This window comes from Nocardioides sp. R-C-SC26, from assembly GCF_021246465.1.
Classification (GTDB): Bacteria; Actinomycetota; Actinomycetes; order Propionibacteriales; family Nocardioidaceae; genus Nocardioides.
The window spans coordinates 151,908-178,479 of record NZ_JAHRHK010000003.1; the positions used below are offsets into that span (position 1 = coordinate 151,908).

Consider the following 26,572-nt stretch of genomic DNA (forward strand, 5'->3'; position numbering starts at 1 on the left):
GGTCAGTCCTTCGCTGCGGTGCGAGCCCGGGACGAGGCTGACTTCTTCGCCGGCGCGGCCTGGGCCGTGTCGTCGTAGGGGTCCACCGGACCGGCCTTCACCGACTCATCCGAACCGTCGCCGGTCGACGGCTCGCCGGAGCCCTCACCCGTCGCGGACGCATCCGAGCCGGTGGGGCCCCCGTCGGGGCTGCCCCCGGCCGCCTGCGACGCAGCGACCTGCACCTCGAGCTCGGCGATGCGGACGGCGAACGCGTCCCGCTCAGCGGTGACCGCCACGAGCTCGTCCCGCAGCGTGACGAGAGCGCCCTCGGCGTTGGCGCGGAGCTCGGCGAGCTCCTGGTCGCGCCGCTCGAGCGCGGCGAGAGCCTCCTTGAGGTCGCTGCTCTCAGATCCCGTCGAGCCGCCGCGCGAGCGGCGGTCCGGCTCACCCTCCCAGTGGCGGGCGTCGATCTTGCGGAGCAGCTCCTTGGTGGCCGGCGTGCCGACGGGGTACACGACCCCGCCGGCCACGACCGTCTTGCTGAGTGCCTGACCCACGATCAGGCCTCCTCGTCGATGAGGCCCGACATGATGACGATGTCCTCGTTGTCACGCAGGACGGGCATCCCGATCGTGGCGCCCTTGACGGCGCGCTGGACCGGGTTCTCGTTCCCGAGGGTCACCAGCGTCATCCCGGGGACCTCCTGGGGCGTGAGGACCTGCTTCTGCATCTGCTGGATGGCCTCCTGGGTGACACCCAGCTCGGTCTCACCGACCGGTCCGTCGGCCGACGGCAGGAACGTCAGGTGCCCCTCGGGGTAGACCCGCGTCTTCGTGCCGTCGGCGTTGGTGAACTTCCGGTCGTTGGTGATGATCCGCGACGGGAGCCGCTTGGAGGCCAGGTAGGCGCCGAGCTGCTCAGAGCCGATCGGCTGCTGCGGGAAGTGCAGCTGGAGAGCCGCGACCATGAGGTCGTAGACCGCGCGGGTGGTCAGCATCGCGCCGGCGGCGTCGCCGCTGGAGTCGAGGAACTGGCCGTGGGCGCCGACGACGCTCTCGAAGACCTCGGTCGGGTCCGTGGGGTCCCACGGGGTGTTGACCTCGATCTTGTTTGCGGCCGGGATCTCGAAGTCGGCCTCGTGCGTGGCGCCGTCCTCGGTCTCGAGGGTGATGACGCCCTTGGAGAGCACCTGGCCGCGCATCTGCTCCAGGGTGTTGTCGGTGGTCGCTGCGCACAGCGCGGCGCCCTGGGTGACCCACGGCGACCAGTCGACCTGGATGCCCGCGAGCTGCTGGGCCATCACGAACTCCTGGGTGAGGTCCATCTCGGAGAAGTCCACGATGGGCGTGATGGCGGGCAGGTCGCCGCGGACCTCCACGACTCCGGGCTTGCGGATCGGGATCGCGGGGGCGTCGATCGCGCGGATCGGGACGATCTGGTCCAGGCGCTTCTTGCGGCCGAGTCGGTAGGACACGGCCTGCTTCGCCACGTTCGGCAGGAGCGGCTCCAGGCTGTTCCGCGAGTCGCGCATCTGGCGGGCCGCGAGGATAAACGGGCGCAGACTCGGGACGAGTTCGATCATCTGCATGTTCATGTGGTGATGTCCTCTCGGCTCAGTTGATGTAGGCGATCGCGGTCAGCTGGGACTCGGCCGCGGCGTCGTGGTCGCCCGCCGGGAGGTACCGGCGATCGATCTGGCCGCTGTCCACGACAGCCACCAGGTAGCGCGCGCCGGGCTTGACCCGGAGGCGGTTGCGCAGGTGGCCCTCGGTCTTTCCCGACCCGGACGGGGAGTCGATGGCCGAGCCGCCGGCGGTCGTGGTCGCGACCGTGACGCTGCCCGTGCCGCCGGTGGGCGTGGTCGTCATCTGCGGCACGTTGGTGTTGGCCAGGTCGCCGATGAACTTCACCGTGAACGGGCCGGTGGCCAGCGGGCCACCGGTGACCACGACGTTGCCCTCGCCGACGGTGGAGAGGCCCTCGAGCGCGGCCTGGACCTGCGCAGCGGTGGCGTCGTCGTCGATCGCAGCCGTGGTCTGGCCGTCGAAGGTGATCGTGAACGAGGTCAGGCCGGACCCGCCCTCGGTGAGGGTCTGGACCTCCTCGGTGGTGGCGTTGTACGGGCCACCGAGCTCGCTGATGTGGGTGCCGGAGGGGATCAGCACGCCGGCGGGGTTGCTGGTGAACAGCGACCCGTCGATGGTGATTCCGTGGGTGCCGGCCCGCAGGGCGTCACGCAGCCAGCGGGTGTCGTCGTTGCCGTACTCGGTGCGCTCGGGCGCGAAGTTGGACACGATGAACTCCTTGTCGTCGTAGGTGTCCGATGGGTCCGGGTCGCGCCGTCGCGGCTACGTCCGGGGACTGCTCGTTGAAGCGATGGATCAGCTGGTGGTGGCCGGGGGCCGGATGCGCTGGTGGGTGTTCATCTGCGCGAGGATCGCCTGCACCTGCGAGTCCGTGGCCTGGGCTGGTGCGGCACCGCCGGCTCCTGCGCCGGGCTGTGCGTGGCGACGCGGGTCGATCGGCTTGGCCAGGTAGGGCTTGTCCTCGATGACCTTGTCGATCGCGGCGGTGATCTTGGCGCCGTCGGCCTTGCCGTTGCCGTCGGTGACGGTGGTCAGGTCGATGTGTGCGAGCACGTCCTCGGCGGAGTGGAACCTCTCGCCGGCCGCGGTGACGACGGCGGCGCGGATCTTCTCCGCTGCCTCCGTCGCGGTGCGCTGGGTCTCGCGCTCCTCGAAGGGCTTCACCGCGGCGGCGACGGCGTCTGCCACCAGCTTCGCCAGGTCCGGCGCATCTCCGGTTGCCGCCGGCGTCGGGGTGGGCGCGGGCGGGGTCGACGTCGGTCCCGGCGTGGGGGTGGGCTTCGGGGGCGTCGGCCGGGCGCGTGTCGCAGCGAGCTTCCGCTCGGCTTCGACGCGGGCCTCGCGCTCGCGGACGATGGCGGCACGGCCGGGGTCGCCGAGAGAGTCCCAGACGTCCTCGGTGATGTCCTCGGGCCGTGCGGGTCCGTTGTCGGGCGCAGCGGGGCCGGCGGTCATCTTGAAGCCGCCGAACACCGCGCGGTGGTGGGCGAAGAGCTGCGGGAGGGTGTCGAGGGTCAGCACGGCCGGCTTCGCGGGAGCGTGCTCGAACGGGTTGCGGGACATCGCGTCTCCTGGGTGGGCTGGTGGCGCTCTTGATGCGCGGCGCCGCGCGCCTTCCGCTCATCGCGAGACGGGAAGCCGAAATGACGAACGCCCCGGGGCCCGAAGGCCGCGAGGCGTCTAGCGAAGGGTGGAGTTGGGGCTAGGAGGCGGCTGCAGCGCCGAGGATCTCCATCGCACGGGCCTCATCGATGAGGTCCCACTCACCGGTGAACCGGATCTCCAGACCCAGCCCATCGTGGGTGATCCACCGGCTCTCAGCCCAGTTGAAGCACTCGGCGACGGCGTTCTCCCCGGGCGCGATACGCGCCACCATTGAGGTGCCGTTCAGCCAGTACTCCACGCTCATCATGGTAGCCAGCGCGGAGGGTCCGGCATAGCGACAGCGAGGTACATCTCAATGATCTTCCGCTCGAGCTCGGCCCTGCGCGCGGGCGCGATGCCGTCGGCCCGCGCCTCCTCGTAGATCAAGTGGCTCGCCTCCGCGACAGCCAGGCTCGCGGCGGTATGGACCTGCAACTCGAAGGTGACACCCGACGGCGACCGGAGCGCCAGGTTCATGCCGCGATAGCCCTCGCGCCGCCAACCGGCCGGGACCTTCACCGGCCGGTATCCCGCGGCGCTCAAGACCGCGACGGTCTGGTCGACGATCTGCCAGTAGCGCTCATTGGGCGCCACCATCGTGTAGCGGAGCGCGTCCTTGATCTCCGCTGCACGATCGGCTGCTGTCATACCGCTGGTCCCGATCTGGGTGATCAGTTTCCTGGTCAGTGAGTCGAGGCTCTTCAGCCTCGAGTCGAGCCGCACCAGGTCACCGCCGACGGTTGCCGCGGTCGCTCGCACCATCTCCGTCGTCGCGGGTTCCACACTCTCGGCGAGGCGCAGCAACTCACGTGCGGCTGCCCGAGCGTCGTCATCGGCGCCTCCGGCGTTGACCGGGCGCGGTGCGCCTGGTCCGCCGCCTCGGCCAGCGTTCCCTCGACCTGCTGCGAGCGACCGGCCACGCCCAGGAGCACCGGCGGATGGGAGCCAGCCGTACAGGCCGAGCAGTCGCCGCGCCTGTTCGCGATCGCCGCCGAACTCCGCGTCGACGATCCGGTAGATCGCCTCTGGCCGAAGTCGCACCGGACGGGATGGGTTGTTCCTCCGCCACTGGGCTCGCTTGGTGGTGCCGAAGGTCGTCGCCTTCACGCGGCGCCCATACAGCGTCGTGGTGAGCGCGTTGGTGATGCCCGGCTGTGAGGTGCCGCGAGTGGCGTTCACGATCTGGCTCAGGTCGGCGCCCTCGAGCAGCGCCTGGCGATCCGACTGCGACAGGTCGCGGATCAGTCCCTGCTCGACGAGCACCATCGGGTCGACCACGAGCCCATCGGCCAGCGCCTCGTCCAGGGAGGCCACCGGCCAGTGCTCGCAGTCGCACCCCGGGTGCCGGTCGAAGGGCTCCATGTCGCGGTAGATCCGCCCCGCCAGGACCGCGCACCGCTTGCACGACGGCGGCACAAGGAGCCGGATGAACTCCTGCGGGCGAGGCTGGGCGAGCATCTCCAGCTGCGCCGCGGCACGTGAGGCGTCCTGGATCTCCGAAGCCACCAGCAACTCGACCGAGCGCAAGAACGAGGACGTGTCGTCGTCCCACCACGGCGACGGCATCGCCTCGGCCGGCGCGGGAACGCGCGCGTCGATCGTCGCGATCAGCGGCTCGGCCAGGTCGAAGCCGAGCGAGGAGACTCCCGCGAGCAGTTCGACCGCACCCGAGGGCGGCGCGCCGAGCACCTGCGTGATCGTCCGCGAGGACGCCGTGGCCGCCGCGAGCTGGTAGGCCGCCCACGAGCTGACGACCTCGGCCCACGGAGCCTGCTGCTCGATCTTCGCGGCTACCGCCCGCGCACCGGCCGCGGCGATCGCGGCCTGCCGGGCGTGGTAGCTACGAGCCTGTCGCTGACGGCTCGAGGCCACCGGGCAGGGCCTTCAACGTGGCCCGCGTCGCCGGGTCGAGCAGCTCGAAGGGGTCCGTGGCTTGGGCGGCGATCGCTTCGGCCGCCGCGCGCTGCTCCTCGCGAGCCTCCTCCACCGCCGCCTGGGCGTCGGTTCGGGACCAGCCGAGGAACTTCTCGGCGGCGGTGACGACCCCGATCCCTGAGGCGACGGCCTTCTGGAAGGCGTCGACCGCCTGAGCCTCCAGGCGGGTGTTCTCGTCCTCCCACAGCGGCTTCACACGACCGGAGTGGCCCTCCATGCGGGCGGCCTGGGTGAGCCAACGCCGCCACGCCTGGTTGAAGGTCCCCTTGCGCCCGATGCCAGAGATGCGGCGCACCATCGGTGCCTCGTCGACCTTGAGCAGCTCGGCCGACATGTGCGACTTCAGGTCCAACGCGTAGTAGGTCGAGGCGACCTTCGTCGCGGTGCGCAGGTTGGCGCGCGCGTGGTTGGCCCAGGTGACGAAGGTGTCGAGGGTGGCCGGCGTGAGCTGGCCGAACTTCACGCCCTCGCCTCCGAACCACATGTGGTCCGCGCGGGGGTTGAAGCCGACGTATGGCTTGCCGGTCTTCGGGTCCAGCAGCGGCATCGTCGGGTCCTTGGGGTCCCGCTGCTGCTTCCAGCCTTCGGCGTAGCGGATCGGGACCGCTCCGAAGTGGCCCGCGAAGACCATCAGACCCTCGATCAGGTCGACCAGGTCGACCAGCGTGGTGACCCGCTCGATCTCGCTCGCCGGGGGCTTCAGCAGCCGCGGCTGGTGCTCGAACGCCACCACCTGCACCTGCTGATCGCTGGGGCGCTCGTCGCCGGCGACGGTCCAGTTGCTCCACTCCTCGGAGCCCTCCGGGTCCGGCGCGACGATGTCGGAACGCACCATCGGGATCACTCGGCCCGGCAGCCGAAGCTCGCCGTGCCACTTCCCCGTCCACTCGTCGGCCCACCGCTTGAAGTAGGCGTCGACGTCGTAGGGCGGACCCTGCATGCGGTGCACAGCGGCCTGCTCGGTGGACTCGATCGTGAGGATCGCCCGCCGGCCGTCAGTGGCACGGCTGAGCACCCCGAACGCAGCGGAGCGGATCAGCGCCTCCAGATGCCCGTGGCGGTGCATCACGTCGAGGTCGTTGTCCTCCCACGCATCGTTGACTGCCTTCTCGGTGTCCTTGTCGTCGGAGGTGCATCCGAGGAGGGTCAGGCGCTCGGCGAGCGCGTCGACGCCGATCGCGGCCGAGCCGGTGCGGGGTGCTTCGAGCGTTGCCTTGAGCAGGTTGTCGGCCGAGGCGCCGTAGACCTCGCGGTACTCCTGCGCGATGAACGGCAGCACGTACTCGTTGGCGTAGCGCTGCTCGAACGGCTTGGCGTAGGTCTGCTGCTCCTCGATCTTCGCTTCGAGGCGCTTGACCCACTGGATGATCGTCGGCACCGCGCACCCCCGCTCACATCGAGAAGTTCAGCTGCGGGAGCTCCTGCTCCCGTGCTCCGCCACGAACCACACCGTCGAGCGCGGTCACCGCGGCCTGGATGCCGTCGATCCGCGTGCTGGACTTCTTGCGGTCGGGCTTGACCGGCCGGATGTTGTCGTAGCCGTCGTTCTTGATCTCCACCACAGATGCCATCCACCGCAGCACCGGGTTCGCGCCGTGGCGGAACTTCGCCGACCCCAGCAGCCGCTCCAGCTCCTTGCACGCCGGCGAGAGGCCCATGAACGTCTGCGCGACGGGCACGACGTCCAGACCCTCCATCTCGGCGTCGAGCTCTTGAACCATCTGGCCGGCGAACATGCGGTCGTAGGAGACGCGCTGCATGTCGAAGTGGCGGCAGTCGCTGATCACCGTGGACTTGATCGCCGAGTAGTCGATGACGTCGCCGTCGGTGGCGGTCACGAAGCCTTCGTCGATCCACCGTTGCAGGGGGACCTGCAGCTTGGCCTGGAGAACCTCGACGCGGTCGCCGGGCACCCAGAACCGGGTGAGCAGGTCGTACTCGCCGGCGCGCTCGGCCTCGACCCACACCGCCCAGGCCGAGAAGTCCGAGACCGCCGAGAGGTCGAGCCCTCCCCACGCTCGGCGGCCCCGCAGGCGCGGGCGACTGACCGGTGCGGAAGCGTGCTCCTCGTCCCACTTGGCCAGGTCGAGCCACTTCATCTGGTCGCGCGTGCGCAGATTCAGCGACAACCGCAGGTAGGTCGGCAGGTACGTCGGGGTGTTCTTGGCCTTGTTCGCCTCGCCACGCAGATAGGTCCACGTCGGCGACTTCCCCGCGCCCGGGTTGGCCTTGGCCATCGTTGCCTCGGAGAACGGGTCGTCGCTCTCCTCGGCGGCCCAGATCACGCCGTAGTGCGTCGGGTCCTCGATGACGCTGTTGGCGACGTTGCGGGTGTAGGTGTGCTTCTCGTCGTAGATCGTGTCTTCCTCGGCCTCGTCGGCCGTGGTGATGAAGATGATCAACGGCTGGTCACGAGCACCGACACCGGTCTCGATCGCCTCGACGAGCGCCCGACGCAGACGCAACGTGTGCACCTCGTCGATCACCGCGCCGGAGACGTTGAGGCCGTGAGCGGTCTCAGCGACGCGCGAGAGGACCCGCAGGATGCTGCCGTTGCGCGGCACCCGCACGACTTCCTTCAGCGGCTCGATCCGCTTGCGGGCCGAGGGCGCGGTCATCAGCATCCGCTTGGCGTCCTCGAACACCCGCCCGGCCTGCAGCGTCGAGCCGGCCGCGTTGTACACCTCGGCGCCGGCCTCGCCATCGGCGAGAAGCAGCACGCCCGAGATGCCTGATGCGAAGGTGCTCTTGCCGTTCTTGCGTGGGATCTCGATCCACACCTGGCGGATCACGCGCACGACGCGGTCGACCTCGGCGTCGTAGTAGACCCAGCCGAAGATCGGTGCGAGAACCCACACGATCTGCCACGGGTCGAGGCCTTCGCCGACCCGCATGCGGACGCCCGCCCAGCGGCCCTTGGTGTGCCGGAACGCGCCGATCGCGCGCAACGCCTTCCGCGCCCGATCGACGTCGTAGTAGGCGTCGGGGTGCTGGTCGGCTTGGAATGCAACGACGAGCGGCCGGCGGGCGAGAGCCGCCTCGATGTCCTCCTCGGTCAGCCCGAGTTCGAGCAGCGCCTCGCGCGGGACCGGGAGAGTGTCGTCAGTCGTCGAACGGGTCGTCGTCATCCGGACCGTCCGGACGCGAGAGCCCAGCGGCGGCCCGCGGCGAGAGCCCGAGCTCGCCGACGAGCGACCGGAAGTGCGACCGGTACTGGTTGAGGACCGTCGTGCGGGGGTTCTTCACCAGGCCGCCCTTGGCACCCTCGATGAGCATGCCCTCCTTGGTCAGCGCCTTCTCGTTCTGCACGATGCGCGCCCAGGTGACGCAGAAGTCGACGAGCGTCTCCTGCTGCTCACCGACCAGACCGACACTGCGCGAGAGCGACGGCGCCAGCTTGCGCCACAACGCACGCGCACGATCGGCCTCGGCCCGGTCCAGCATGCTCGTCCACGACGGCTCCCGGAGCTCGCTCGGCGGCATCACCACCGAGTCCTTCAGCGAGCGCTTCCCAGGGTTGCCCTCACGCACGGCAGCCAGGTGCGGCTTGCGGTTGTGGCCTCCAGAGCCCATCGAGACCACCCCCTAGCCGGGACCAAAATCGGGTTTGCTGCGGGTGTACGAAATAGCCTCCCCCGCGGTCCTCACGGCCGAGGGGCCCTAGGGGGTCGCCCCCACCCCTCGACGGTGGACACGATGCGGGCAGCGACGCTCACCCGGCGCCGCTCGGCGCTTCGCGGTGGCGTAGTTGCAGGGCGGGCACTCGGGACCGTGGTAGACGCGGCGGTCGTTGTCGCAGTGGCCGAGCGTCCAGTTGTCCGAGTCGATCGGCCGGTCGCATCGCCAGCATCGGTAGGTCTCGCCAGCATCCATCCTGGCCTGATGCTTGGCCCTCAGACGCTCGTGGCGGGCGCCGTAGCCACGCTGCTGCCTGCTCCCGCGCTGCTCCTCCCGAGCACGCCGGTGCACCGCGCAGTCGCTGCGGTTCGGGCAGCCAGGCGAGCGACATGGACCGAGAATTCGCGAGGGCACGGTCCCTCCTGAAATCACTCGCGGACGAGGCCTTCACCGTGATGAAGAGACACCTCGTCCGTCTGCAAACGATGGTGACAGAGGCGGCGCGGACAAGTCAAACCCCTCGGCCGCTATCCATTCGAAACCGTGCGGACGCTCGTGGCAGTGCCCTATGTTCCGCCGTGTGCCCGACGTACTTCCGCTCAAGGTATTCATCAGTTGGTCCAAGCCACCGACAGACACGATCGCGAGTGCCCTGAGCAGACTCTTGAGGCACATGTTCGACAACGTCGAACCCTTCGTGTCCAGGGATGACATCAGCCTCGGGGCACTAGGAGCAGCGGAGATTCAGAACCAGCTCGCTCAAACATCGTTCGGGATCATCGTCGTTACGCGCCAGAACCAGGCCGAACCTTGGCTCAACTTCGAAGCCGGCGCACTCGCAAAGACAGTGACTGACGGCACGACGAGCGTCGTTCCACTGCTCATCGATATGTCGGACCCCTCACAGCTCCGGGGCCCGATGTCAGGACTCCAGTCTCACGCCGCCACCGAAGCCGGAGTACGTCGCCTGGTCAACCAGATTGGCGACGTCGTCAGCGCTCGACCGGAGGCGGTTGATGGCCGCTGGGCTGGCGCATGGGCGGAGTTCTCACTCCTCCTCGATGAGTCGCGCGAGCACCTAGCGCAAGAGCCTGTTGAAGATCGAACGCTTGAAGACATGGTGCAGGAGTTGCTGGCTCTCACCCGCAACCAGGCCCGGGCCAGGCCGGCGGAAGATGAAACCTTCTCGGCACTCCGAGATCATCTACGAGGAGAGTCGTTCACGCCCTATCGAGCGGTGAGTGATGCCCTTGAAGAGGAGCTACGGGATCTCGACGTCGAAGACTTCGCCATCAAGGTCAGGCGATCACGTAAGCCCGAAGGTGGTTCGACTTGGACCGCTATCGTCGAATTGCCCTCTCCGCTCAGCCTGAACGTCATGAGCACGCTGAGCAGTCGACTCCCAGCCAATCCGATCCTTAGGGACGCCCGCTTAATCTTCGAGCACACGGATAAGTCGCCTCGGGTTCGCATCCCCTGACCTATTAGGCGGATCGTCAGACACGTTCGCTAACGGACGATCACCGCCGCGCCGCCCTCGAGGCTGGTGCGTTGTGTCAGGCCGGTGACGGCCTGGGTGGCGGAGAGCATCACGAAGTGGTGGCTGGGCATGGCGCGCAGCTCCTCGATGAACTCCTCGACGGTCATGGGTCGGGTCATGGTCAGGCTCCTCGCTTGGTGGTGGCGCGTCGGGTGCGGGTCTGGGTCTGGTCGCAGCCCTCGTACTCGCATGAGCGGATGAGGTGGACGACGTCGGTGTCGGGCTGGGCGGCCTGGGGCTTCCACTTCGACCAGGCGTGCTGGTGCCGAGCGGTGTGCGCCAGGAGCCGCGTGTAGACGGCGCCGAACCGGTAGCGGCCCGCGACGTCGGGGCTGATCTCGCCACGAGCGGCCCACTGGTTGATGCGCTTGCGGATCACCTCTGCGGTGCCGGTGACCTGGTCAGATGAGAGGTAGCCGCACAGGTGTGCGATCTCGGCCGCGGTGCAGCGTCGGTCGTCGAGCTCGGCGAGCAGCCGCTCCCGCACGGGCGCCGCCTCGACCTTGGATCCGCAGGCCCGGCAGCGTGCCCAGAATGCGCCACGGCGCGCGGTCAGCACCCCCTGCTCACAGTCGCCGAGTGGGCAGTCGCCGAGCTCGATGAGACGCGGCTCGGGCTCGAGGCGGTGCAGGGCCATGTCGACGGCGGTCGCGACCTCGGTCGGGATGTCCTCGGTGAGCGGTGAGGTGGCCATAGCGTCGACTCGCCAGGTCAGCCAGTCCGCCATCGCCGGCACGTCGCCGGGATGGGGGCGGCCGACGTGCGGGCTGGAGTGGGTGAGGTCGGCCTGGAGGCAGGCGAGCACGGCGTGCCGCAGGACCTTGCGGAGTTCGTCGCGCGCGGCGATGACACCCGGGCGGATCACGAGCGGCTGTGACTTCTTCCCGCCCTTGCCGCCGCCGGCGGTGGAGTAGTCCATGCCGCCGAGACCGGTGCGGGCCTGGTGGAGCTGCACCACGATGAACGGCACCGTCCGCAGGATCAGCGCGAGCGCGTCGAGGCAGTGGTCGCACACGTTCGCGCCGTCACGGCCTGGTCGCTCGCACTTCCCGATGTCGCGGATCGCTCGGTCGACGTCACGGAACGCGCCCGGTGTCGCGGCGGTGCGCACCATCCGACGCTCGACGACGATCTCGCTGATCGACCGCGGCGTCGACGTCGACGTCGATGACGGCGGGGAGGTCGCCGGCGGCGGAGGGGCGGCAGGGTCGTGGCCGCACCACTCGCACGGCCCGTCGCCACGTCGGACGACCCGACAGCGGTCGCACACCTCGGTCACCACTTCTTGCTCCCTCGTCGTCCGGTCTTCTTCCTGGTCCCGCCGACGTGCCAGGCGCCGCAGCGGCGCTGGTAGACGTGCTGGGCCCAGGTCCCCGCTCGGCCCTCGGCACGGCGGAGCTGGTGCAGGTGATCCATCGCGGCCTGGTGGGTCGCGTGGGCTCGTTTCGTCGGGGTGGGGCATCGCCGTCTGCTCATCACGGGTCCTCGGGTCGGTCGGTCGTCTCGACGGGGCGGTCGATCGACGACGGAGGCCGCGCTGCGGGTCGCGAGGTGCTCGCGGTGTCCGCGCTGCTGGCCGACGTCGGATCGGGGTCGCTCGTCGAGACCGGTGCGGTGGGGCGGGAACCTGCTCGTCGTCCTCTGCGGGCGCGACGACGTCCAGACCTCCCTGGGTTGGGATCTGCGGGTTGGGCAGGTCCGTCGGGTGCCGGTGGGCTGTGAGCTGCAGGTGGGCTGTGGGCGGTGCAGCCGCTACCCGCACCGTCCCTGTCCTGCCCTACCTGACCAGAACCCGTCCCGTCCCGACCCGACCCGGCAGAACCCATTCCGAGAGAGTCCGATATCGAGTTCCCCGGCATATTTCGCGGCACATTTTCCGCGGCGTCTGCCGGGTCGCCTGGCCGGCCGTGGGGCGATGCGGGGTCGCGGGTCGCGCCAGTGGGCGCGGTGTCCGCGGTCGCGTCAGCCTGGTGGCCGGTGGCGTCCGGGTCGGGTCGGGTGGGTGGCGCTGGCTCCCGGTGCGGTGTCGAAGCATCGCCGTCGACGGTGGTGGGCCGCGCTGCGGGTCGCGAGGTGCTCGCGGTGTCCGCGCTGCTGGCTCCACGGCTGTCGGGGGTGATGTTCGGTCGCGTCGGGTAGCCGTTCTCGGTGAGGAAGTCGGCGGTCTTCGTGCTGTAGTTGGGGACGGCGGGCACGGGCCGCAGCGGGTGGTCCTCGTCCCACTGCGGGTTGTTCCTCCGGGCGCCGTTGCAGCGCCGGCATGCGACGACGAAGGTGTCGACGGTGGCGGCCTTGCCCGGCTCGCGGTGGTCGAGCTCGGCTGAGCGGTTGGACTTGCGTCCGAGCCACTGCACGAGCACCCCGCAGTAGCGGCAGTTGTCGCCGTCGCGCCGGCGCACGGGCACCGTGAGCGCGAGCTCGCGGATGTCCCGGTTCCGCTGCCGGTCCCACTCGACTTCGGCCTTGGTGCGGATGTGGATGAACTCGTCGTCCTTGACGATCTCCCAGTGGTCGATCCCGTCGACCGGGCACACCTTCAGCAGGCCAGCGCGGAGACACCACTCGACGAGCTTCGGTGTGCGGGCGCCACCGAACATCGCCGCGGTGCCCGGGTCGATCCGGTAGTCCGTCAGGTGCGCGGCCGACTGGATCGCGCACGCCATCAACCACCCGAACACCTCGCGCACCGCGCGCTCGTCCGCGCCCGGGTACCCAGCGATCTGCATCATCGTCGGGTACGTCGAGGCCTGGTCGCCTACGCGCAACCATGGCACGTCAGCCGTCCTCTCGGGTGGTGGGGATCTCGTCGAGCCAGGACGGGTCCTGGTCGATGAGCAGGAACCGGATCCGGTAGATCCCGGTCTTGTCGGGCTTGGGGTCGCGCAGGTGGGTGGGGCCGAGCACGGTGCGGCTGTCGTCGTCGGGCCACACGCCGGCGTCGACGAACCCGTCGATCAGCGCCTTCGTCGTCGGTGCAGCGTTCATCGGGTCCGCGCGGCCGAGCTTCGGGTAGCCGATGTACGCCACGACGTGCGTGGTCCCGAGGTCCCGGATCCGGGCGTTGCGAGCCGAGACGAACCCCAAGCCCCGCAGCGCGCGGGTGTAGGTCGCGCGCTTCATGTGGTGGAGACGGTCGTTCAGCGAGAGCCACCAGATGTCGGGCACGTCGATCGTCAGCGACCGAGACTGCCGGGAGGCGCCGGTCATCGGCGATCACCGCCCAGCCCCAGGCGGGCACGCTCCCTGATCTCGGCGTACTTGCGTGCGCGCGTGACGGCGTAGCCCAGCGCCTCCGTCCAGGTCGTGAAGTAGGCCGAGTACTCGGCCGTCTTCGTCCCGTCGGGGTGGTCGATCGCGAGGTACGCGACAGCGTGCGGCGCGTCGGGGTGCGTCCAGTTGATGCACGCCACCCGCCAACGGCCGGCGAGCAGCTGCTTCTTTGTCAGGCTCACTCGCCACCGCCTTCGGCAGCGTCCTCGCGGAGCGACCACTCGATCAGCGATCCGTCGCAGCGAACCCCGCGTGCGTGAGGGACGACAGCGTCAGGTCGCACCGAGGTGACGAGCACGTCGGCTTCGTGATCTACGGTGCCGAACACGGTCGTGCACGTGTGGAAGACCTTGACGTGGTCCCCAGCCTTGAGGTCGCTCATCGGCGACGCTCCCCGCTGATGTCGACGAGCGCCTGGCGGGCGGCGTCGAAGTCGGTCAGGGCTTCGAGGAACCTCGTCGCGGTGTCGCGCAGCTCGTCGGCATAGAGAGAGCGCCAGCGCCCTGTGGCGGTACGCGCACCTCGGACGACGGTCAGGGCCGCGGCGAGCTCCTCGGGCGTGGCCTGGTGGTCGCCGTCGGTGAAGTAGTTCGCCATCTCGACGCCGAACGCGCTCTCGATGCGGGCGAGCATGTCGAGCCGCTGCTCGTGGGAGGAGGTCAGCACGCGCCCGCCCGCACGACGCTCGACCTCCGCAGCGATCCGCTGCTCCGACCCCCTGTGGAGTTGGTCGCGGACGTCTCTGCGGAAGTCGAGCATCTGCTGCCGCTGCAACGTGTCGAGCCTGGCCATGACCGACCGCACCGCGGTCCACCCCGGGACGACGTCACGAGTGTGGGCCTTCACCACCACACGGAGACCACGGCCACCCGGGTAGAGCAGGCCCCAGCCCTCCGGGAGTTCCTCAGCCGGGACCACCTCCGGGCCTGGTGCGACGATCCACCACTGGTGGGTGTTGTCGTGCCAGAAGTCGGCCTTGCCGACCTTCGCGAGCTCGCGCCGCCAGTCCGCGCGGGACACCTTCACCTCGTGGCCCACGAGCAGCCGGCCAGACGCCGAGGTGAACCCCACGTAGAGCGCGTCGCAGCGGGACGACGCGCCACCGCCGTTGATGCCGCACTCCTCGAGGAACACCCCGCCCGCGTACTCCTCGGACTGCTCCTTCCCGACGTACTTCGTGCGGAGCAGGGCCAGCAGGGTCTTCGTCTCACCGGCCATCGGTGGCCTCCGTGATCGGCTGGATGTGGGTGAGCGCGATCCCGCCGGCGTATCCGAGGACGGAGACGACGGGCTGGCCACCGACGACCCACGCCGTGGTGCGGGTCGTGCTGACGATGCCCTCGCCCTCCCTGGCGCCAGGCCAATAGCGGACCCGGGTGCCGACCGGGTGCTTCGCGTTGAACTCCGCGGCTGCAGCCTCGGGTGGTGGCCACGGCGTCGGCCTGGTCGAGGCAGGGAGATAGAGCGGGTGACGGGGCGCGCCGGCCTTCGTGACGCCGAGGCACTGCAGGTGCTCGGCGCCCGGGAGGGACTTGAGCCAGTCGACCCGGTCGGGGCGGGCGTTCGCACCCCACGCCGCGATCACCGGCTGGTGGCTCGCCACCCGGAGCTGCTCGATCAGGTAGATGTCGTTGACCTCGCCGCCGGTCGGGTCGGCCGCCTTCCACAGCTCGGCCGGGTTCGTCGCCCGGAGCGAGTAGAGGTTCACGACCCGGATCCCGTCGTAGCCGAGATCACGGGAGAAGCCGATGCACCGCCGGATCGTCGGGTCGTCGACCTCGGCGTCGGCCGTGGACGGGTTCAACATGATGAACGTGAGCACCGGGCCACCGCTCCACCAGCGGTGGAGGACGTAGCGGTACAGGCCGTCGTCGGACAGCGTTGCGTCGCGCATCATCGGTCGCTCACCTCCACCCACTCGGTGTTCTGCTCGGGGATAACCAGCGCAGACACGACACGGTCGCCGCTGAGTTGCGACCAAGAACGAGCCGTGTTCAGGTCCGAGGTTCGTCCGGCGAAGGGCTCGCTGCGGCCATCTGCGAGCACGGAGTACTTGACCTTCGCCCCGAGCGCCACCAGCACGGCGTCAGCGTCTTGCAGCGCGTCTTCCCGATCGGAGTCGAACGGCGGATCTAGCGCGCCCTGTCGAGTCCACGACGCCAACAGGGCCTCGACCACCCGCTCCCGCAGGTCGTCCGGCGCGGGCGGGGTTGGCTCGGGCTTCTGCTGGGCGACCCGGTTGCGAACGTCTCGCACGATCTGGAGCGAGTTCCCGACAAAGCACCCGCGATGCTCAGAGCGCGAGGCGCGCGGCGAGTCGCATGACTCCTGATCCATGATCCGAGACTCGATCTCGTCCAACACCGCTACAGATCGCTGCTCGTCGTCCAGCCAGACCGTCTGCCCACCTCGGCCGTTGCGGTTCGACTCGTGGGCGCCGGCGTGGCCCGCTCGGAGTTCGCAGCGCGGGTTGAAGCCATCCGGCCACGTCACCCCCGAGTCGTTCCAGCACAGGCCTGGTTCGGGCCGCTGCTGGGCGAGGAGCGCGCGGGCCTCGGCGAGAGCGGCGCGGAGCTCTGCCGCGCACTCTGCCGAAACTCGATGCCACGAGCACGGCGCGCCGTCGGTCTGGCAGGTCGCCGTCGTCCACCCCTGGAGCAGCGCCTCGAACGGGGCCAGCGGGTCGCCTACTGGAGTGCTCATGCCGACACCGCCTCAAGGAAGCGGGCACGGGAGCCGTGGTCTTCGGGGGCGTCGCCGAGCACGCCGCGGATTCGGTACGGCTCGGCGATCTCGCGCGCGATGCGCTGCAGGCGTGCGTCCTCACCGACCCGCGACGCCGCGTACAGCACCGTGGAGTGGTCGCGGTGGAACGCGCCGCCGATGTCGGTCGATGCCAGGCCGGCCAGCCTTGCGGCTGCCATCCCGACCTGCCGCGCGACCGTCGGCTCACGGCGACGGTCCTGGGAGACCAGCACGTCAGGGTGCACACGGAAGCGGCGCGCGGTCTCGGCCAGGATCGCCGCCGCCGTCGCGCTCAGAGGGGGCCGCCGCAGCTCGGAGGTCGTGCTGACCTCGTCGGCCAGCAGCAACACCAGCGCGCGCAGACCGTCGCCGGTCAGCCCGCCGAGAGCCTCAGCGATCTTCTCGCCGTCACGGTCGCCGACCGCGCGGACCAGCGCGCGCGCGGCCGGCACGACGACGTCGATCGACGCGTCCGGGTCCGCCTGCACGGCGACCTGCTCAGGAGTGGTGGCCATCAGAGCTCCACCGCCTTCTGGAGCTGCTTGCGCAGTGCACGGCGGGCGTCGTAGTCCGGACGCCACAGCTTCAGCCGACCGACCGCGGGGATCGGCTCGTCGAACGTGCGGGGGTTGGTGAGTTCCCAGTGCCACTGGTCCGGCATCGCCCAGGGCGAGCACTTCCCCCGGCAGTCGGAGGCGTGGTGGGTGGCGCGGAGCGACACGACACCGACGAGCGCGGCGGTGGCCCACGCCGTGCCCGACTTCGGGTTGTCGAACGGCGGCACCGCACGGTCGGCGGTGTCCTCCACCAGCGGCACCGCGCCCAGTTCCAGGCCCTTCGAGGCGTGGATCAGGAGGTGGCTGCGGTGGCTGGTGTCCCAGCCTCGGTTCTCGATGGTCTTGCCGAGCGTGAGGATCGCGCCAGCCCAGGGCTGACGGACCGACAACGCCGGCGCGGACTGGATGCTCACAACAGCACTCCTTGGTTGATCTCAGAAGTGACCAGCCCCGAGCCGGGGAACAGGTCGTCGACGGTGTCGGTCGCGGCGTCGTAGGCCAGGGCGTCGAGCACCCAGCGGGTCCAGCGGGGCGGCTTCGCGCCCGGGAACCGCGCCTTGGGTGGCTCGCACTGCAGGAAGTCCGACACCTGCCCCAGGCCGTCGATTCGGCCGCGGCGGGAGTGGTGGGTCATCACGATGACCGCTTCCATCGTGTTCGCGACCCGACCGCCTCCACGGGTGGAGGTGAGCTTGCGCCAGATCAGGACCCGCGCACCTGGTGGCAACGGCCGGTAGCAGTCCAGGCCGTCGAGGCTGGTCGCGATCGCCCACCCGTCGTAGTGCTCGTGGAGCTGCTCCAGCAGGGCACGGTGACGGTCAGGGTCATCCCACGCGCCGGCGGCCGGGTGGAAGTCAGCGCGGCGCCGCTTCTGGTCGTGCGGGCCGTCGCCGTAGTAGCGGCTCGCCCTCGAGCGACTCACGATTCGGGCCGATCCGTCGGCCAGGTCGAACCGCTCCGTGACATGCGGCGGGTACGGCGGATCCGCGATCGCGAGCCTCACGACACCGCCTCCTCGGCGAGGAGACCGAACAGACTGAGGTCAGGGTCGGCCTCAGCGGCAGCGACGTCGCGGGTCAGGTGGGCGTCGATCTCGTCGGCGATCTGCACCCACAGCGCCCGCTCACGAACAGGCATACATCCGCCGCAGATCCCCGCGCACTCCCAGGTGATGGAGTCAGGACCTTCCCAGTCGTGCCGGTCGTGCGGCTCGCCGCTGCCGCACCACCTTGCGCGGCCGACGATCACGCCAGACGGGCGCTCGCGCTTCGGCGGGCAGGTGGCTGCGTGACGACGTCCGGCCATGTGTCGGGAGTGGTCGCGGAGCTGCTCGAGCTGCGTGTTCACGGGCCACTCGCCGCCTCAGGCGAGACCGGCGCGCCGTGGCGGCCGAAGTCGTGGCCGCCCCAGATGCCCCATTGCTCACGCCGCTCGACGGCAGCCGCGAGGCACGCCGCCCGGACCGGGCACTCGCCGCAGACCGCGAGCGCGCGGAGGCGCTGCGGATGGTTCGGGTCCGAGGACCGTGGGAACCACGCCGCTGGGTCGGACTTCCTGCACGCCGCGACGGCGTGCCACGCGGGCACGACCGCGTCGACCATCTCGTCGAACGCTGCGAGCGTCATGCGGCACCGACCAAGGCTTCGGCCACGGCGGCGATGAGGTCGCGCGCGGCGGGCGGGGTGACGGCGTTGCCGGCGAGCTTCACGCGCTCGCGGCGGGTCCCGGCCCACTGGTAGTCGGCGGGGAACGCCATGCCGGCGGCGATCTCGTGAGGCTCGAGCATACGGAACAGGCAGTCGTCGACCTGGGCAGCGGCGGCCTCGATGTCGCCGGGCGTGAGGATCGCCGTCGTGCCCTTCGTGGTGAGGGTCCGCAGCTCCTCGCTCACCGGGGTGGTCGCCCACGCGTCGTTTCCGGTGGTGCCGTTCAGCCGGTGGATCAGCGCGTGCTTCTCGACGGTGGTGACGGTGCCGAGGGGCTCCGACGCCGGGCGGGCCGAGGGGCTGCCGGAGTAGTACGGCATCACCAGCGCCGACGTCTCGCGGGTCGTCATTGTGCGGTGCGGGTCGCTCGTCGGGTGTGCGTCGTCGTTCCACGTCCCGCCGGCCGGGCACACGAGGCCGTGGTGGGTACCCGAGGCGGTGAACGTCGCCGCGGGCTGCTCGACCGACCGGGCCGTCGACCCGCCGCCACGGAGCTCGGCGATGAACGGCTGGACCAGGGCCTTGCTCGTGTCGTTGGCCGTCACCGTCGAAAGCGGCTCGTCGACCTCGCGGGTGCGGTACTCGAACCGACGGTCGAGCAGGAACGGCGGCTCGAGGAGCGACATGTTCCCGCCGGACGCGGTGATCGTGCGCAGCGCCTCGTCGGCGGGCTTGCTGTGCCGTGCGGCGTCACCACCGGGGATGCCGTAGTGGCGGGTCACGATCGGTGGCCCGACCAAAGCGTCGAGGTGACGGCTGGTCTGGGTGCGCAGCGGGTCCTGGTCGGTCTTCACCCGGTCGCCGGCGCGGCCTTCGAGCGGGACGACGAGCGCCTTCGACTCGACGGTGTGGAGGGTCCGGAGGACGTCGTCGGCGGCCCACGCGCGGTAGTAGGCGTTCGGGTCGCCGTGCGAGGGGTGCTTGGGGTCGGCCGCGTCGTACTGGTTGCCGCCCTTCTCGATGTGGAACGGGCGCCAGTAGCGGGCGATCCCGGCCGCGATGCGACGTCGGGTCTTGTCCGCGAGCGGCTTGGTGCGGTCACCGATCCGCTTCCCCGCCAGCGTCCAGTCGATCGCCGCAGCGGCCGGAAGGTAGCCCGGCTCGACGGTGGTGCCACAGCCGTCGTGCACGTAGACGTACTGGCTGCGGTACTTCCCGACCGTGCGGCCGTTCTTCCACGCCTGCCGCGACTCCACGACGCCCTGGCACATCGGGCACCACGCCAGCGGGCGCAGCACCGCGTCGATGTTCGGCGCCCGGTCGCCGCGGCGCCAGCACACGATGTAGAGCCGGTCACGCGACTGCGGCGCCGGGTCGCCGTGCGCCTGGGCGTGCATCGAGTTGAGCGAGACGATGCGGTGCTCGTAGCCGAGGTTCCGCAGGCCCTTGCGCCACAGCGTCCACGCCTCGGCGTACTTCGGGTTGGTCGCGATGTCGACGACGTTCTCGATCACCATCGCGCGGTAGCGGTGGTGCTCGGCGAAGCGGAGCACGTCGAACATCAGCAGCCGCGAGCGCTGCACGATCGCGGTCTCGGGGTCCTCCTCGACCAGGTCGGGGTCGAGCAGGTCCAGGAGGTTCGTCTCGACCGAGACCGAGGAGTACTTCCCACCTGAGGCCTGCGACCACTTCGTGCACTCCGGCGACGCCCAGAGGATGTCGGTGCGGGGGAAGAACCGCGGGTCCTCCTCGTGCAGGTCGGCCGCCGCGTGGTCGGCGTCGGGGTGGTTGGAGTTGTGGACCTCCACCGCCAACGGCCAGTGGTTCGCGGCCATGCGGATCTCGACACCCGGGATCTGCGTCATGCCCGTCGACGAGCCGCCACCACCACAGAACAGGTCCGTCACCGACAGCGTCATGCCTCCACCTCGCAGCTCGGGCACGTGACGAACCCCATGACCCGCTGGGCATCGGCGTTCTTGCTCAACACGACTCCGCACCGAGTACGGACCTGCACGCTGTACCCGACCGTGTCGTCCCCGACGACGTGCACCGACCAGTCGTGCTGGACGCGACGCTTACCGAGCCGATAGACGGTTCGGGGCTCGACCAGGGCGAGAGCGCTGCTCACGCCGGAGCCTCGCTGGTCCCGGCGAGCGTGGTGAGGTACTCAGACAGGTCGATCACCTCGGCGCCGGTGAACGAGACGGCCATGGCGACGTCCTGCTCGGCGAGCTTGCGCGCGGCCGAGGCGCACTGGTGGATACGACGGATGAGGCTCTCGATGTCTCGGTCGGCCGGGAAGTCGAGGTCGGCGTCCCGGGCAGCAGCGACAGCGTCAGCGATCGCGGGCGGGCACGGGTGAGCGAGAGGGAAGGGCTTCATGCGGCGGTCTCTCCGATCCAGATGCGCAGGCGGACCTGCTTGTTGCGGTTGCCGCGCGATCCCTCACCCGTGATGGGCACCCACCGTTTGGTGGTCTTGAGGTACGCGTCTCGGCAGGTCGAGGCGTGGGACCACATCGCCGCGAGGCGGCGCGGGTCGTAGTCGGGGTGGTCGAGCAGCAGCGCGCGGACCCGGTTCGGGTTGACCACGCCGGCGTTGTTCTTCGCGACGTGGCGGCACGCCTCGCGGAAGGCGTTGCCGAACGCGACACCCCGCGCGGTCCACGGGTCTGCGATCAGCGCCAGCAGGTCGCCGTCGGGGTCGACCGACGCGGACGCGCCCACACGCACCCCGACCATCAGGTCACCGCCCTGTTCGTGGCGGTCGTCTCGGTGCGGTGGCTCCGGACGCGGGCGACCTTCGCGCGGTACTCGTCCACGTGGATGTAGGAGCGCTCGATCTCCTCGAACTCGACCAGCACGTTGTCCGGCACGCCCTCGGCGCGGGCCACGAGCTCGCGGAGATCGCCCAGGTGCAGACCGAGCGAGTCGCCCGAGCGGACGAACACCTCCACGTAGACGCCCTCGTGACGCTGCACGTCCGGCGGCCTAGGCATCGTCGCCTCCGCTCTCGCGGCGCGCGCGAGCGTCGACCAGGTCAGCCAGCGCGGCGAGCCGGTCCGCGGTGTCGCGGAGCCACTGCGCCGGCTGCTCGTGCCCGCCGACCGAGATCGTGAGGTCCGAGCCGAGCGCGCCGACGAACCGGATCACCGGGATGCTCGCGTCGACGCCACTGAGCTCGACCACCGGCGGGTCGGTCGGGTGGACGTACACGCTCACGCGGGCGCTCATCGGGACGTCACCTCGAGGACCAGCATCACGAGCACGCCGCCGAGGAACGCAACGCCGAGCAGCGTGTAGCGAGCGTCCTCACGCTCGGCGAGCGTCGGTGCCGCGAACGCGTCACGCAGCGTCGGGACCAGGTGCGTGAGACCCCACGCCATTGCGACGACCGCCGCGCCGATAAGCAGCGCCTGCGCCACGTCGGGGCCGGTCATCGGGACGCCTCCGCGGTGACCGCCATGACGTCGTTGAGATCGAAGGTCCACTTGACCTCGCGCCGCCCGTTGACCGTGACCTGCTGCGGGTCGTGCAGCTGCGCCGAGTCCAGCCCGGGGCCAGGGAGGCGGGTCACCTTCCCCGGCCCCAGCGAGACGCCGCGGAGGTGGACTGTCACCCACGCATCGGCGCGTTGCCAGTCTCGGAGGATTAGCGCCCACTCCGTCGGGTGGACTGCGTGCAGGAGCGGATCGGGGTCGGGGGTGTGTTCGGGGTTGGACATGACTGCTCCTGAGGCGTGACGGGATCACCCGACGTCGCGAGGACGCGGGAGAGACGGGGATGGGTGAGGCGGGCAGAACCCGTGAGGTCAGGTCGTGTCCGGCGGATCCGAATCGGAGTCGGTCGCGGTCTCGCTGTCCTGGCGGGCGAACTGCTCGCGGATCGAGGCGCCGATCAGGTCGGCGCCCTCGGCCGGGATCAGGACGTCGCGCATCTGACCGTCGGGCTTCTCCGGGCCGATGACGGCGAGCGCTTCGAGGGCGTACATCACGCCGACCGCGCGGGCGTAGCTGATGCGGAGCTTGCGCTGGAGCATCGACCTCGACGGGAACTGGTGCTCGACGACGAGCTCGGCCGCGGCGATCAGGGTGTCGTCGATCTCCTCGTCGGTGAGCTCAGGCGCCTCCGGCGGGTCGACGTCGTCGTCGGTGCTGGCGTCGTCGACCAGGTAGTTGACCGGGGCGAGGAAGCCCGACACGTGCGGGTCTGACTTCGGGTAGTCGATGCGGGCGGTCTCGCCCTCACCCGCGAACTGGATCCGCACCGGGCCGTGCGCGTGCTTCCCGACCTTCGCGAGACGCTCCAACAACTCGGGGTCGGAGACGTGCTCAGCGGTGAGGTCGGAGACGAACCCGTCGGCAGCGGGGCGCCAGTCGGGGAAGTCACCCGAGGCGACCTCGAGGTAGACCTTCTCCACGTCGGGGACGGTGAGCACGACGTAGGTCGGCTCCATCCCTTCCAACATCGCCGGGTCCGAGCCGGCGGGCAGCCGCTGGTCGAAGTCGATGCGGACCTGCACGGTGCCGGGGATGTAGTCGTCGCCCTCCCGGGCCACGAGCGAGCAGACGTAGCCGAGCAGGCCACGACCGCGGCCGTCGGCGTCGCGGACGACCACGACACGGTCCGGTGCTTCGTCGATCGAGGGCGGGGCCGCGAAGTCCAGGTCAGGCACCCAGACCTTCAACAGCATGCGCCGGTCAGTGGTGGAGAGCAGCACGCCGCGGCCGTCGTACTCCTCGATCGCGACCGTCTTGTAGACGATCGCGTCCGACTTGTTCGTGCCGCACGCGACAGCGACCGCGAGCCACCCGTGGCCGATCTCTCTGCCGTCGAACCTCATGCTGCCTTCCCTCCCTTCACCAGAGTCAGAGCTGCGCGGGCGGCCTGAGAGCCGGCCATCGCGAACAGGGCACGGAACTCCGGGCCGCACGTCGGGTGCGTCGTCTCCCCGATCGCGGTCGGAACCTTCGACTGGCACTCCGGGCACGTCGGGCCCAGGTCCTCAGGCCCGTAGAACCGCTGCTCCCTGCGGAGTCGCTCGGCCTTCGACGCCGCGATCACGTGCGCTGTCGGCATCAGGCACCGCCCCGGAGCAGCACGAACCACACCAGCACGGCGAACCCGAGCACCACGACCCAGCCGATGAGCACCGCGGCAGCCATCACCGCGAGACCCCGCAGGACCTCCCACCACGACGGACCGAACTCCCGCCGAGCCATCGGGGCGCTCATCGGGACCTCGCCACGCTGCGGGCGTTCTGACCCGGCAGCGCACCGTGTCCCTGGACGGGCGCCGACGTCGGCGACGTCATGCCGCCTGCGACGGTCTGGCCGTCGATGATGTCGCGCACTTGCTCCGGTCGGTACCGCACATCGCGGCCGAGCCGGACGTGCGGCCAGTTCTTCGCGCGACGCCACTTCGCGACCTGCGCCGCCGACGTCTGGAGGATCTCCGCGAGGTCCTTCTCGGTCAGGAGCGGCTCCACCGCCGCGCTCCCCCGCCGGGCGCTCACGCCGGCACCCGGTCTTCCGAAGCTGGTCCCGCGTTGGACTGAAGGATCCGTTCGGCTGAGGTAGCCAGTTCTGTCACTGAGACGCCCGAGATCCGAGCGACGCGAACCAACTCCGGGAACGTGAACGGGAGCCGCCCGTTCACGCGACGCGAGAACGTCGTGAGCGGGATAGCCGACTGCTCGGCGGCCTCTGCAAGCGAGAGCCCCGCAGCGGTCACCGCCCCGTGCACCGCCCGGCCGATTGCCACGGCCTCCCGGTCGATCTGCGTTGTCATGCCCGGAACGCTACGTGCCAAATCTGGCACGGTCAAGATCATCACATGTCAGATATGGCGCGTTTCGTGCCGAAGCAGTACTCTTTCGTGCCATGACCGAACAGGACGCGCGCGACTTTGTCTCCGCGCTCGGAGCGGAGATCGCCTACTGGCGGAGAGTTCGCGGCCTGTCTCGCGACCAACTGGCCGCGCGGGTCGACATCTCTGCGACCACGCTGGGCCGTATCGAGCGTGGAAGCATCGACTCCGCGGCACCGACTCCCGACGTGTGGCGTATCGCCGCGGCGCTCGGCCTCCAATTCTCTGACCTGGTGCGCCGCACGGAAGATGCGATGGGTATGGCCGCCGGTGAATCTGAGCCGGTCGCGGCTCACGACTCCGAGGGCACGATCGAGGAAGAGCAGGAAGCACCGGACTTCCCGTGAGCACGGCCACCCTCGTCGCGGGAGCGGTCGCCGGCGCGTCTGTCGGTGGCGGCCTGTACAACTTGCGGCGCGTCATCGTCGCGTCACTCGGGCACGGCGGGCGCCGGAGAATGGGGATGCCAGGCGGCCATGACGACCCGGTGAACGAGCAGCGCTTCGCCGAGCTCATCGACCTCTGCGCCGAACACCACATCGCCGTCGAGTGGGCCGACCTGGGCCCGATCCGGCACGGCCAGTACCTACGCCGCCGGCGTCTCATCGAGCTGAACCGCAACCTCACCCTCCGCCAGCTCGTCGCCGGACTCGCCCACGAGTTCGCGCACTACGCGCACGACGACGGCTGCTCCACCGCCCGCGCGGAGCGCCGTGCCTGGGAGTACGCCGCACGGCTCCTCATCACCCCCGACGAGTACGCGGCCGCCGAGGCCGCCGTCGGCCCGAGCGTCAACGCCATCGCCGTCGAGCTCGACCTCACCGGCGTGCTCGTCGAAGCATGGCGACGCTGGTGGCGCAACACCGGCCGCTGGGACAGCGCGACCGTCTGCCGCGACGTCGGGTGAACCTGCCCCCGAGCTCGCCGCTTCGCCCTAACCTTCGGCCATGATCACTCGCCTTCACGTCTCCGGAGTCGCCGTGGCCGCCGCGATGGTGCTCTCCTCCTGCTCCTCTTCTGATCGGGAGGCTCCAGCGGATTCCAACGAGAGCGCGACCTCGGCTGCGGCGAGTCCGAGCGCTGCGCGCGAGTCCACGGGGGCATCGGACGAGGACTTGCTGACCTACTTCCAGGCGGTTGCACACCCAGTGCGTCCCAAGGTCCGTGCGGCGCTGAAGGTTACCGAGCCTGGCTCTCCCGCCGCGCTCTACATCACCCACCAGGCGGCGCTGGAACAGGCGCTGACGGACGCCGGCTCGCCGTCAGAGCCTGACGAGTTGAGCGAGAGGGACGGCGTGTTCGTCAGCTGCGCTGCGACCGAAGATGACTGCGCACGCTATGGCAACATCGAGTCTGAGGGGGACAAGCTTTCCGCATTCACAGTGCAGGGAAAATCGATCGAGGGTCGCCTGCTGCCGGGTCGGCCGCGAACTTACTCCGTTGGTGGCCTAGCAAAGGCTCGCTTGATCAGTGCCTATCGAGCGCGTTCCGGCGATCTCTTCGCCACTCTCGACGTTCGCAACGTCGCCTCATCCCCGATCTCGTTCGAGTCTCGAACTGCGTACATCGCCGCCAACGGCCGGCAGGCCAACGTGGCGGGCTCCTACGGCCCCACTGCGCTGATGCCTGGCTCGCGTGCCACCTACGCACTGACCTTCTCTGGGGCGAGCCTGGGCGGGACGCTGCACGTCGAGATGTACTCGGAGTCGGGGGCACCGTCATCGGGCGGCGTTGACATTGAACTCAATTGAGTTCAATGCAGGACTGGCCCTGCCTAGTTCCTCCCCGCGGGCGTCCCGCACTAGCTTTCAGTTAAAGGGAGTCGGGGCGGCAGTGCCGAGTTGTTCAACGGTGAAGGTCACGCGAGCAGTAAACGATGGGATGGGCAGGAACCGCTCGGGAAACGGTAGAGAAAGCGGCCCGATGCACTCCGCTCCGATAGATAGACGTGTCGGCACCGACGGGATGAACTGCCCTAGCCCGAGGCGCTCATTGGACTGTCCAATTCCGTTCAAGGATCCGAATCCAGGAAAAAGTCGAACCTCGGCGCCATCCGTACAGGACGAGAAGTCGCCACTCAGCAACTCAAGCGAAAGGGCCGTCACCCTGCTCCTCACAGGGAGTGTTGAATTCGAGAACTTAAGTGGTGCCATGTCGAGCACATCGCCTGCGAGGCCGT

At 69.8% G+C, this 26,572-nt stretch carries 41 protein-coding genes; 4 read left to right on the forward strand and 37 right to left on the reverse strand.

Going from position 1 to position 26,572, the window contains the following annotated elements; genetic code table 11:
• Positions 1–2: 2 nt before the first annotated feature.
• The 9 genes from KSO97_RS04165 to KSO97_RS04205 form a co-directional block, all read right to left on the reverse strand.
• Entirely contained in the window at positions 3–539 is a 537-nt protein-coding gene (locus KSO97_RS04165; protein ID WP_232676684.1) for a hypothetical protein, read from the reverse strand.
• A gap of 2 nt (positions 540–541) precedes the next feature.
• Positions 542–1,576: a major capsid protein gene (locus tag KSO97_RS04170; RefSeq protein ID WP_232676686.1), complete on the reverse strand. Its 1,035-nt coding sequence runs from the start codon at positions 1,574–1,576 to the stop codon at positions 542–544.
• Between the two features lie 19 nt (positions 1,577–1,595).
• Positions 1,596–2,276 (reverse strand): hypothetical protein, encoded by a 681-nt coding sequence (locus KSO97_RS04175; protein ID WP_232676688.1) that lies wholly within the window; start codon positions 2,274–2,276, stop codon positions 1,596–1,598.
• Between the two features lie 87 nt (positions 2,277–2,363).
• Positions 2,364–3,131: a hypothetical protein gene (locus KSO97_RS04180; protein ID WP_232676690.1), complete on the reverse strand. Its 768-nt coding sequence runs from the start codon at positions 3,129–3,131 to the stop codon at positions 2,364–2,366.
• 139 nt (positions 3,132–3,270) lie between these two features.
• Entirely contained in the window at positions 3,271–3,471 is a 201-nt protein-coding gene (locus KSO97_RS04185) for a hypothetical protein (RefSeq protein ID WP_232676692.1), read from the reverse strand.
• A gap of 5 nt (positions 3,472–3,476) precedes the next feature.
• Entirely contained in the window at positions 3,477–5,084 is a 1,608-nt protein-coding gene (locus KSO97_RS04190; RefSeq protein WP_232676694.1) for a hypothetical protein, read from the reverse strand.
• Positions 5,053–6,525: a hypothetical protein gene (locus KSO97_RS04195; protein WP_232676695.1), complete on the reverse strand. Its 1,473-nt coding sequence runs from the start codon at positions 6,523–6,525 to the stop codon at positions 5,053–5,055. The genes KSO97_RS04190 and KSO97_RS04195 overlap by 32 nt, the downstream gene beginning before the upstream one ends.
• Positions 6,526–6,538: 13 nt before the next feature.
• On the reverse strand, positions 6,539–8,275 hold the full coding sequence (locus KSO97_RS04200; RefSeq protein ID WP_232676696.1) for a terminase large subunit: 1,737 nt from the start codon (positions 8,273–8,275) through the stop codon (positions 6,539–6,541).
• Positions 8,250–8,720, reverse strand: coding sequence for a phage terminase small subunit P27 family (locus KSO97_RS04205; RefSeq protein WP_232676697.1), 471 nt, complete (start codon positions 8,718–8,720; stop codon positions 8,250–8,252). Before KSO97_RS04205 ends, KSO97_RS04200 begins: the two co-directional genes overlap by 26 nt.
• A 718-nt stretch (positions 8,721–9,438) precedes the next feature.
• On the opposite strand from KSO97_RS04205, the gene KSO97_RS04210 reads away from it, so the two are divergent.
• A complete protein-coding gene (locus KSO97_RS04210) occupies positions 9,439–10,245 on the forward strand; it encodes a hypothetical protein (protein ID WP_374198447.1) in 807 nt (268 codons plus the stop codon).
• A 29-nt stretch (positions 10,246–10,274) separates the two neighbouring features.
• Here KSO97_RS04210 and KSO97_RS04215 read toward each other — a convergent pair whose 3' ends face one another.
• The 28 genes from KSO97_RS04215 to KSO97_RS04350 form a co-directional block, all read right to left on the reverse strand.
• On the reverse strand, positions 10,275–10,424 hold the full coding sequence (locus KSO97_RS04215) for a hypothetical protein (protein WP_232676699.1): 150 nt from the start codon (positions 10,422–10,424) through the stop codon (positions 10,275–10,277).
• Between the two features lie 2 nt (positions 10,425–10,426).
• Entirely contained in the window at positions 10,427–11,419 is a 993-nt protein-coding gene (locus KSO97_RS04220; RefSeq protein WP_232676700.1) for a hypothetical protein, read from the reverse strand.
• A 161-nt stretch (positions 11,420–11,580) separates the two neighbouring features.
• Positions 11,581–11,721 (reverse strand): hypothetical protein, encoded by a 141-nt coding sequence (locus KSO97_RS04225; protein WP_232676701.1) that lies wholly within the window; start codon positions 11,719–11,721, stop codon positions 11,581–11,583.
• 59 nt (positions 11,722–11,780) lie between these two features.
• Complete coding sequence (locus KSO97_RS04230) at positions 11,781–13,079, reverse strand: hypothetical protein (protein ID WP_232676702.1); 1,299 nt, start codon at positions 13,077–13,079, stop codon at positions 11,781–11,783.
• 1 nt (position 13,080) lies between these two features.
• A complete protein-coding gene (locus KSO97_RS04235) occupies positions 13,081–13,512 on the reverse strand; it encodes a hypothetical protein (RefSeq protein ID WP_232676703.1) in 432 nt (143 codons plus the stop codon).
• Positions 13,509–13,757, reverse strand: a complete 249-nt coding sequence (locus KSO97_RS04240; RefSeq protein WP_232676705.1) for a hypothetical protein — start codon at positions 13,755–13,757, stop codon at positions 13,509–13,511. Before KSO97_RS04240 ends, KSO97_RS04235 begins: the two co-directional genes overlap by 4 nt.
• Complete coding sequence (locus tag KSO97_RS04245) at positions 13,754–13,957, reverse strand: hypothetical protein (RefSeq protein WP_232676706.1); 204 nt, start codon at positions 13,955–13,957, stop codon at positions 13,754–13,756. Before KSO97_RS04245 ends, KSO97_RS04240 begins: the two co-directional genes overlap by 4 nt.
• A complete protein-coding gene (locus KSO97_RS04250) occupies positions 13,954–14,793 on the reverse strand; it encodes a hypothetical protein (RefSeq protein WP_232676707.1) in 840 nt (279 codons plus the stop codon). The genes KSO97_RS04245 and KSO97_RS04250 overlap by 4 nt, the downstream gene beginning before the upstream one ends.
• Complete coding sequence (locus KSO97_RS04255; protein WP_232676708.1) at positions 14,783–15,472, reverse strand: DUF1643 domain-containing protein; 690 nt, start codon at positions 15,470–15,472, stop codon at positions 14,783–14,785. The genes KSO97_RS04250 and KSO97_RS04255 overlap by 11 nt, the downstream gene beginning before the upstream one ends.
• A complete protein-coding gene (locus tag KSO97_RS04260) occupies positions 15,469–16,278 on the reverse strand; it encodes a hypothetical protein (RefSeq protein WP_232676709.1) in 810 nt (269 codons plus the stop codon). Before KSO97_RS04260 ends, KSO97_RS04255 begins: the two co-directional genes overlap by 4 nt.
• Positions 16,275–16,835, reverse strand: a complete 561-nt coding sequence (locus KSO97_RS04265) for a helix-turn-helix domain-containing protein (RefSeq protein ID WP_232676710.1) — start codon at positions 16,833–16,835, stop codon at positions 16,275–16,277. The genes KSO97_RS04260 and KSO97_RS04265 overlap by 4 nt, the downstream gene beginning before the upstream one ends.
• Complete coding sequence (locus KSO97_RS04270; RefSeq protein WP_232676712.1) at positions 16,835–17,290, reverse strand: ASCH domain-containing protein; 456 nt, start codon at positions 17,288–17,290, stop codon at positions 16,835–16,837. The genes KSO97_RS04265 and KSO97_RS04270 overlap by 1 nt, the downstream gene beginning before the upstream one ends.
• On the reverse strand, positions 17,287–17,880 hold the full coding sequence (locus KSO97_RS04275) for a hypothetical protein (protein WP_232676714.1): 594 nt from the start codon (positions 17,878–17,880) through the stop codon (positions 17,287–17,289). Before KSO97_RS04275 ends, KSO97_RS04270 begins: the two co-directional genes overlap by 4 nt.
• Complete coding sequence (locus KSO97_RS04280) at positions 17,877–18,224, reverse strand: hypothetical protein (RefSeq protein ID WP_232676716.1); 348 nt, start codon at positions 18,222–18,224, stop codon at positions 17,877–17,879. The genes KSO97_RS04275 and KSO97_RS04280 overlap by 4 nt, the downstream gene beginning before the upstream one ends.
• Positions 18,221–18,502, reverse strand: coding sequence for a WhiB family transcriptional regulator (locus tag KSO97_RS04285; RefSeq protein WP_232676718.1), 282 nt, complete (start codon positions 18,500–18,502; stop codon positions 18,221–18,223). The genes KSO97_RS04280 and KSO97_RS04285 overlap by 4 nt, the downstream gene beginning before the upstream one ends.
• On the reverse strand, positions 18,499–20,442 hold the full coding sequence (locus KSO97_RS04290; protein ID WP_232676719.1) for a DNA cytosine methyltransferase: 1,944 nt from the start codon (positions 20,440–20,442) through the stop codon (positions 18,499–18,501). Before KSO97_RS04290 ends, KSO97_RS04285 begins: the two co-directional genes overlap by 4 nt.
• Positions 20,439–20,654 carry a hypothetical protein gene (locus KSO97_RS04295; RefSeq protein WP_232676720.1) on the reverse strand — a complete coding sequence of 72 codons (216 nt, stop codon included), beginning with the start codon at positions 20,652–20,654 and terminating at the stop codon, positions 20,439–20,441. The genes KSO97_RS04290 and KSO97_RS04295 overlap by 4 nt, the downstream gene beginning before the upstream one ends.
• A complete protein-coding gene (locus tag KSO97_RS04300; RefSeq protein WP_232676721.1) occupies positions 20,651–20,908 on the reverse strand; it encodes a hypothetical protein in 258 nt (85 codons plus the stop codon). The genes KSO97_RS04295 and KSO97_RS04300 overlap by 4 nt, the downstream gene beginning before the upstream one ends.
• The gene (locus KSO97_RS04305; protein WP_232676722.1) at positions 20,905–21,267 is read right to left on the reverse strand and encodes a hypothetical protein; all 363 of its coding nucleotides are present in this window, start codon (positions 21,265–21,267) and stop codon (positions 20,905–20,907) included. Before KSO97_RS04305 ends, KSO97_RS04300 begins: the two co-directional genes overlap by 4 nt.
• Positions 21,267–21,524 carry a hypothetical protein gene (locus tag KSO97_RS04310; protein WP_232676723.1) on the reverse strand — a complete coding sequence of 86 codons (258 nt, stop codon included), beginning with the start codon at positions 21,522–21,524 and terminating at the stop codon, positions 21,267–21,269. The genes KSO97_RS04305 and KSO97_RS04310 overlap by 1 nt, the downstream gene beginning before the upstream one ends.
• Entirely contained in the window at positions 21,517–21,759 is a 243-nt protein-coding gene (locus KSO97_RS04315; protein WP_232676724.1) for a hypothetical protein, read from the reverse strand. Before KSO97_RS04315 ends, KSO97_RS04310 begins: the two co-directional genes overlap by 8 nt.
• A complete protein-coding gene (locus tag KSO97_RS04320; protein ID WP_232676725.1) occupies positions 21,756–21,965 on the reverse strand; it encodes a hypothetical protein in 210 nt (69 codons plus the stop codon). The genes KSO97_RS04315 and KSO97_RS04320 overlap by 4 nt, the downstream gene beginning before the upstream one ends.
• Positions 21,962–22,249, reverse strand: coding sequence for a hypothetical protein (locus tag KSO97_RS04325; RefSeq protein ID WP_232676727.1), 288 nt, complete (start codon positions 22,247–22,249; stop codon positions 21,962–21,964). The genes KSO97_RS04320 and KSO97_RS04325 overlap by 4 nt, the downstream gene beginning before the upstream one ends.
• A gap of 87 nt (positions 22,250–22,336) precedes the next feature.
• Positions 22,337–23,368 carry a DNA translocase FtsK gene (locus KSO97_RS04330; RefSeq protein WP_232676728.1) on the reverse strand — a complete coding sequence of 344 codons (1,032 nt, stop codon included), beginning with the start codon at positions 23,366–23,368 and terminating at the stop codon, positions 22,337–22,339.
• Positions 23,365–23,604 carry a hypothetical protein gene (locus tag KSO97_RS04335; RefSeq protein ID WP_232676729.1) on the reverse strand — a complete coding sequence of 80 codons (240 nt, stop codon included), beginning with the start codon at positions 23,602–23,604 and terminating at the stop codon, positions 23,365–23,367. The genes KSO97_RS04330 and KSO97_RS04335 overlap by 4 nt, the downstream gene beginning before the upstream one ends.
• Positions 23,604–23,759, reverse strand: coding sequence for a hypothetical protein (locus tag KSO97_RS04340; protein ID WP_232676730.1), 156 nt, complete (start codon positions 23,757–23,759; stop codon positions 23,604–23,606). The genes KSO97_RS04335 and KSO97_RS04340 overlap by 1 nt, the downstream gene beginning before the upstream one ends.
• On the reverse strand, positions 23,756–24,040 hold the full coding sequence (locus KSO97_RS04345) for a helix-turn-helix domain-containing protein (RefSeq protein WP_232676731.1): 285 nt from the start codon (positions 24,038–24,040) through the stop codon (positions 23,756–23,758). Before KSO97_RS04345 ends, KSO97_RS04340 begins: the two co-directional genes overlap by 4 nt.
• Positions 24,037–24,315 (reverse strand): helix-turn-helix transcriptional regulator, encoded by a 279-nt coding sequence (locus tag KSO97_RS04350; protein ID WP_232676732.1) that lies wholly within the window; start codon positions 24,313–24,315, stop codon positions 24,037–24,039. The genes KSO97_RS04345 and KSO97_RS04350 overlap by 4 nt, the downstream gene beginning before the upstream one ends.
• Before the next feature lie 92 nt (positions 24,316–24,407).
• Here KSO97_RS04350 and KSO97_RS04355 point away from each other — a divergent pair, with 92 nt between their 5' ends.
• The 3 genes from KSO97_RS04355 to KSO97_RS04365 all read left to right on the forward strand — a co-directional run bounded on the left by KSO97_RS04355 (position 24,408) and on the right by KSO97_RS04365 (position 26,144).
• A complete protein-coding gene (locus tag KSO97_RS04355; RefSeq protein ID WP_232676733.1) occupies positions 24,408–24,740 on the forward strand; it encodes a helix-turn-helix domain-containing protein in 333 nt (110 codons plus the stop codon).
• 116 nt (positions 24,741–24,856) lie between these two features.
• Positions 24,857–25,300 carry an ImmA/IrrE family metallo-endopeptidase gene (locus KSO97_RS04360; RefSeq protein ID WP_232676734.1) on the forward strand — a complete coding sequence of 148 codons (444 nt, stop codon included), beginning with the start codon at positions 24,857–24,859 and terminating at the stop codon, positions 25,298–25,300.
• A 40-nt stretch (positions 25,301–25,340) separates the two neighbouring features.
• Positions 25,341–26,144: a hypothetical protein gene (locus KSO97_RS04365; RefSeq protein ID WP_232676735.1), complete on the forward strand. Its 804-nt coding sequence runs from the start codon at positions 25,341–25,343 to the stop codon at positions 26,142–26,144.
• Positions 26,145–26,572 lie beyond the last annotated feature (428 nt).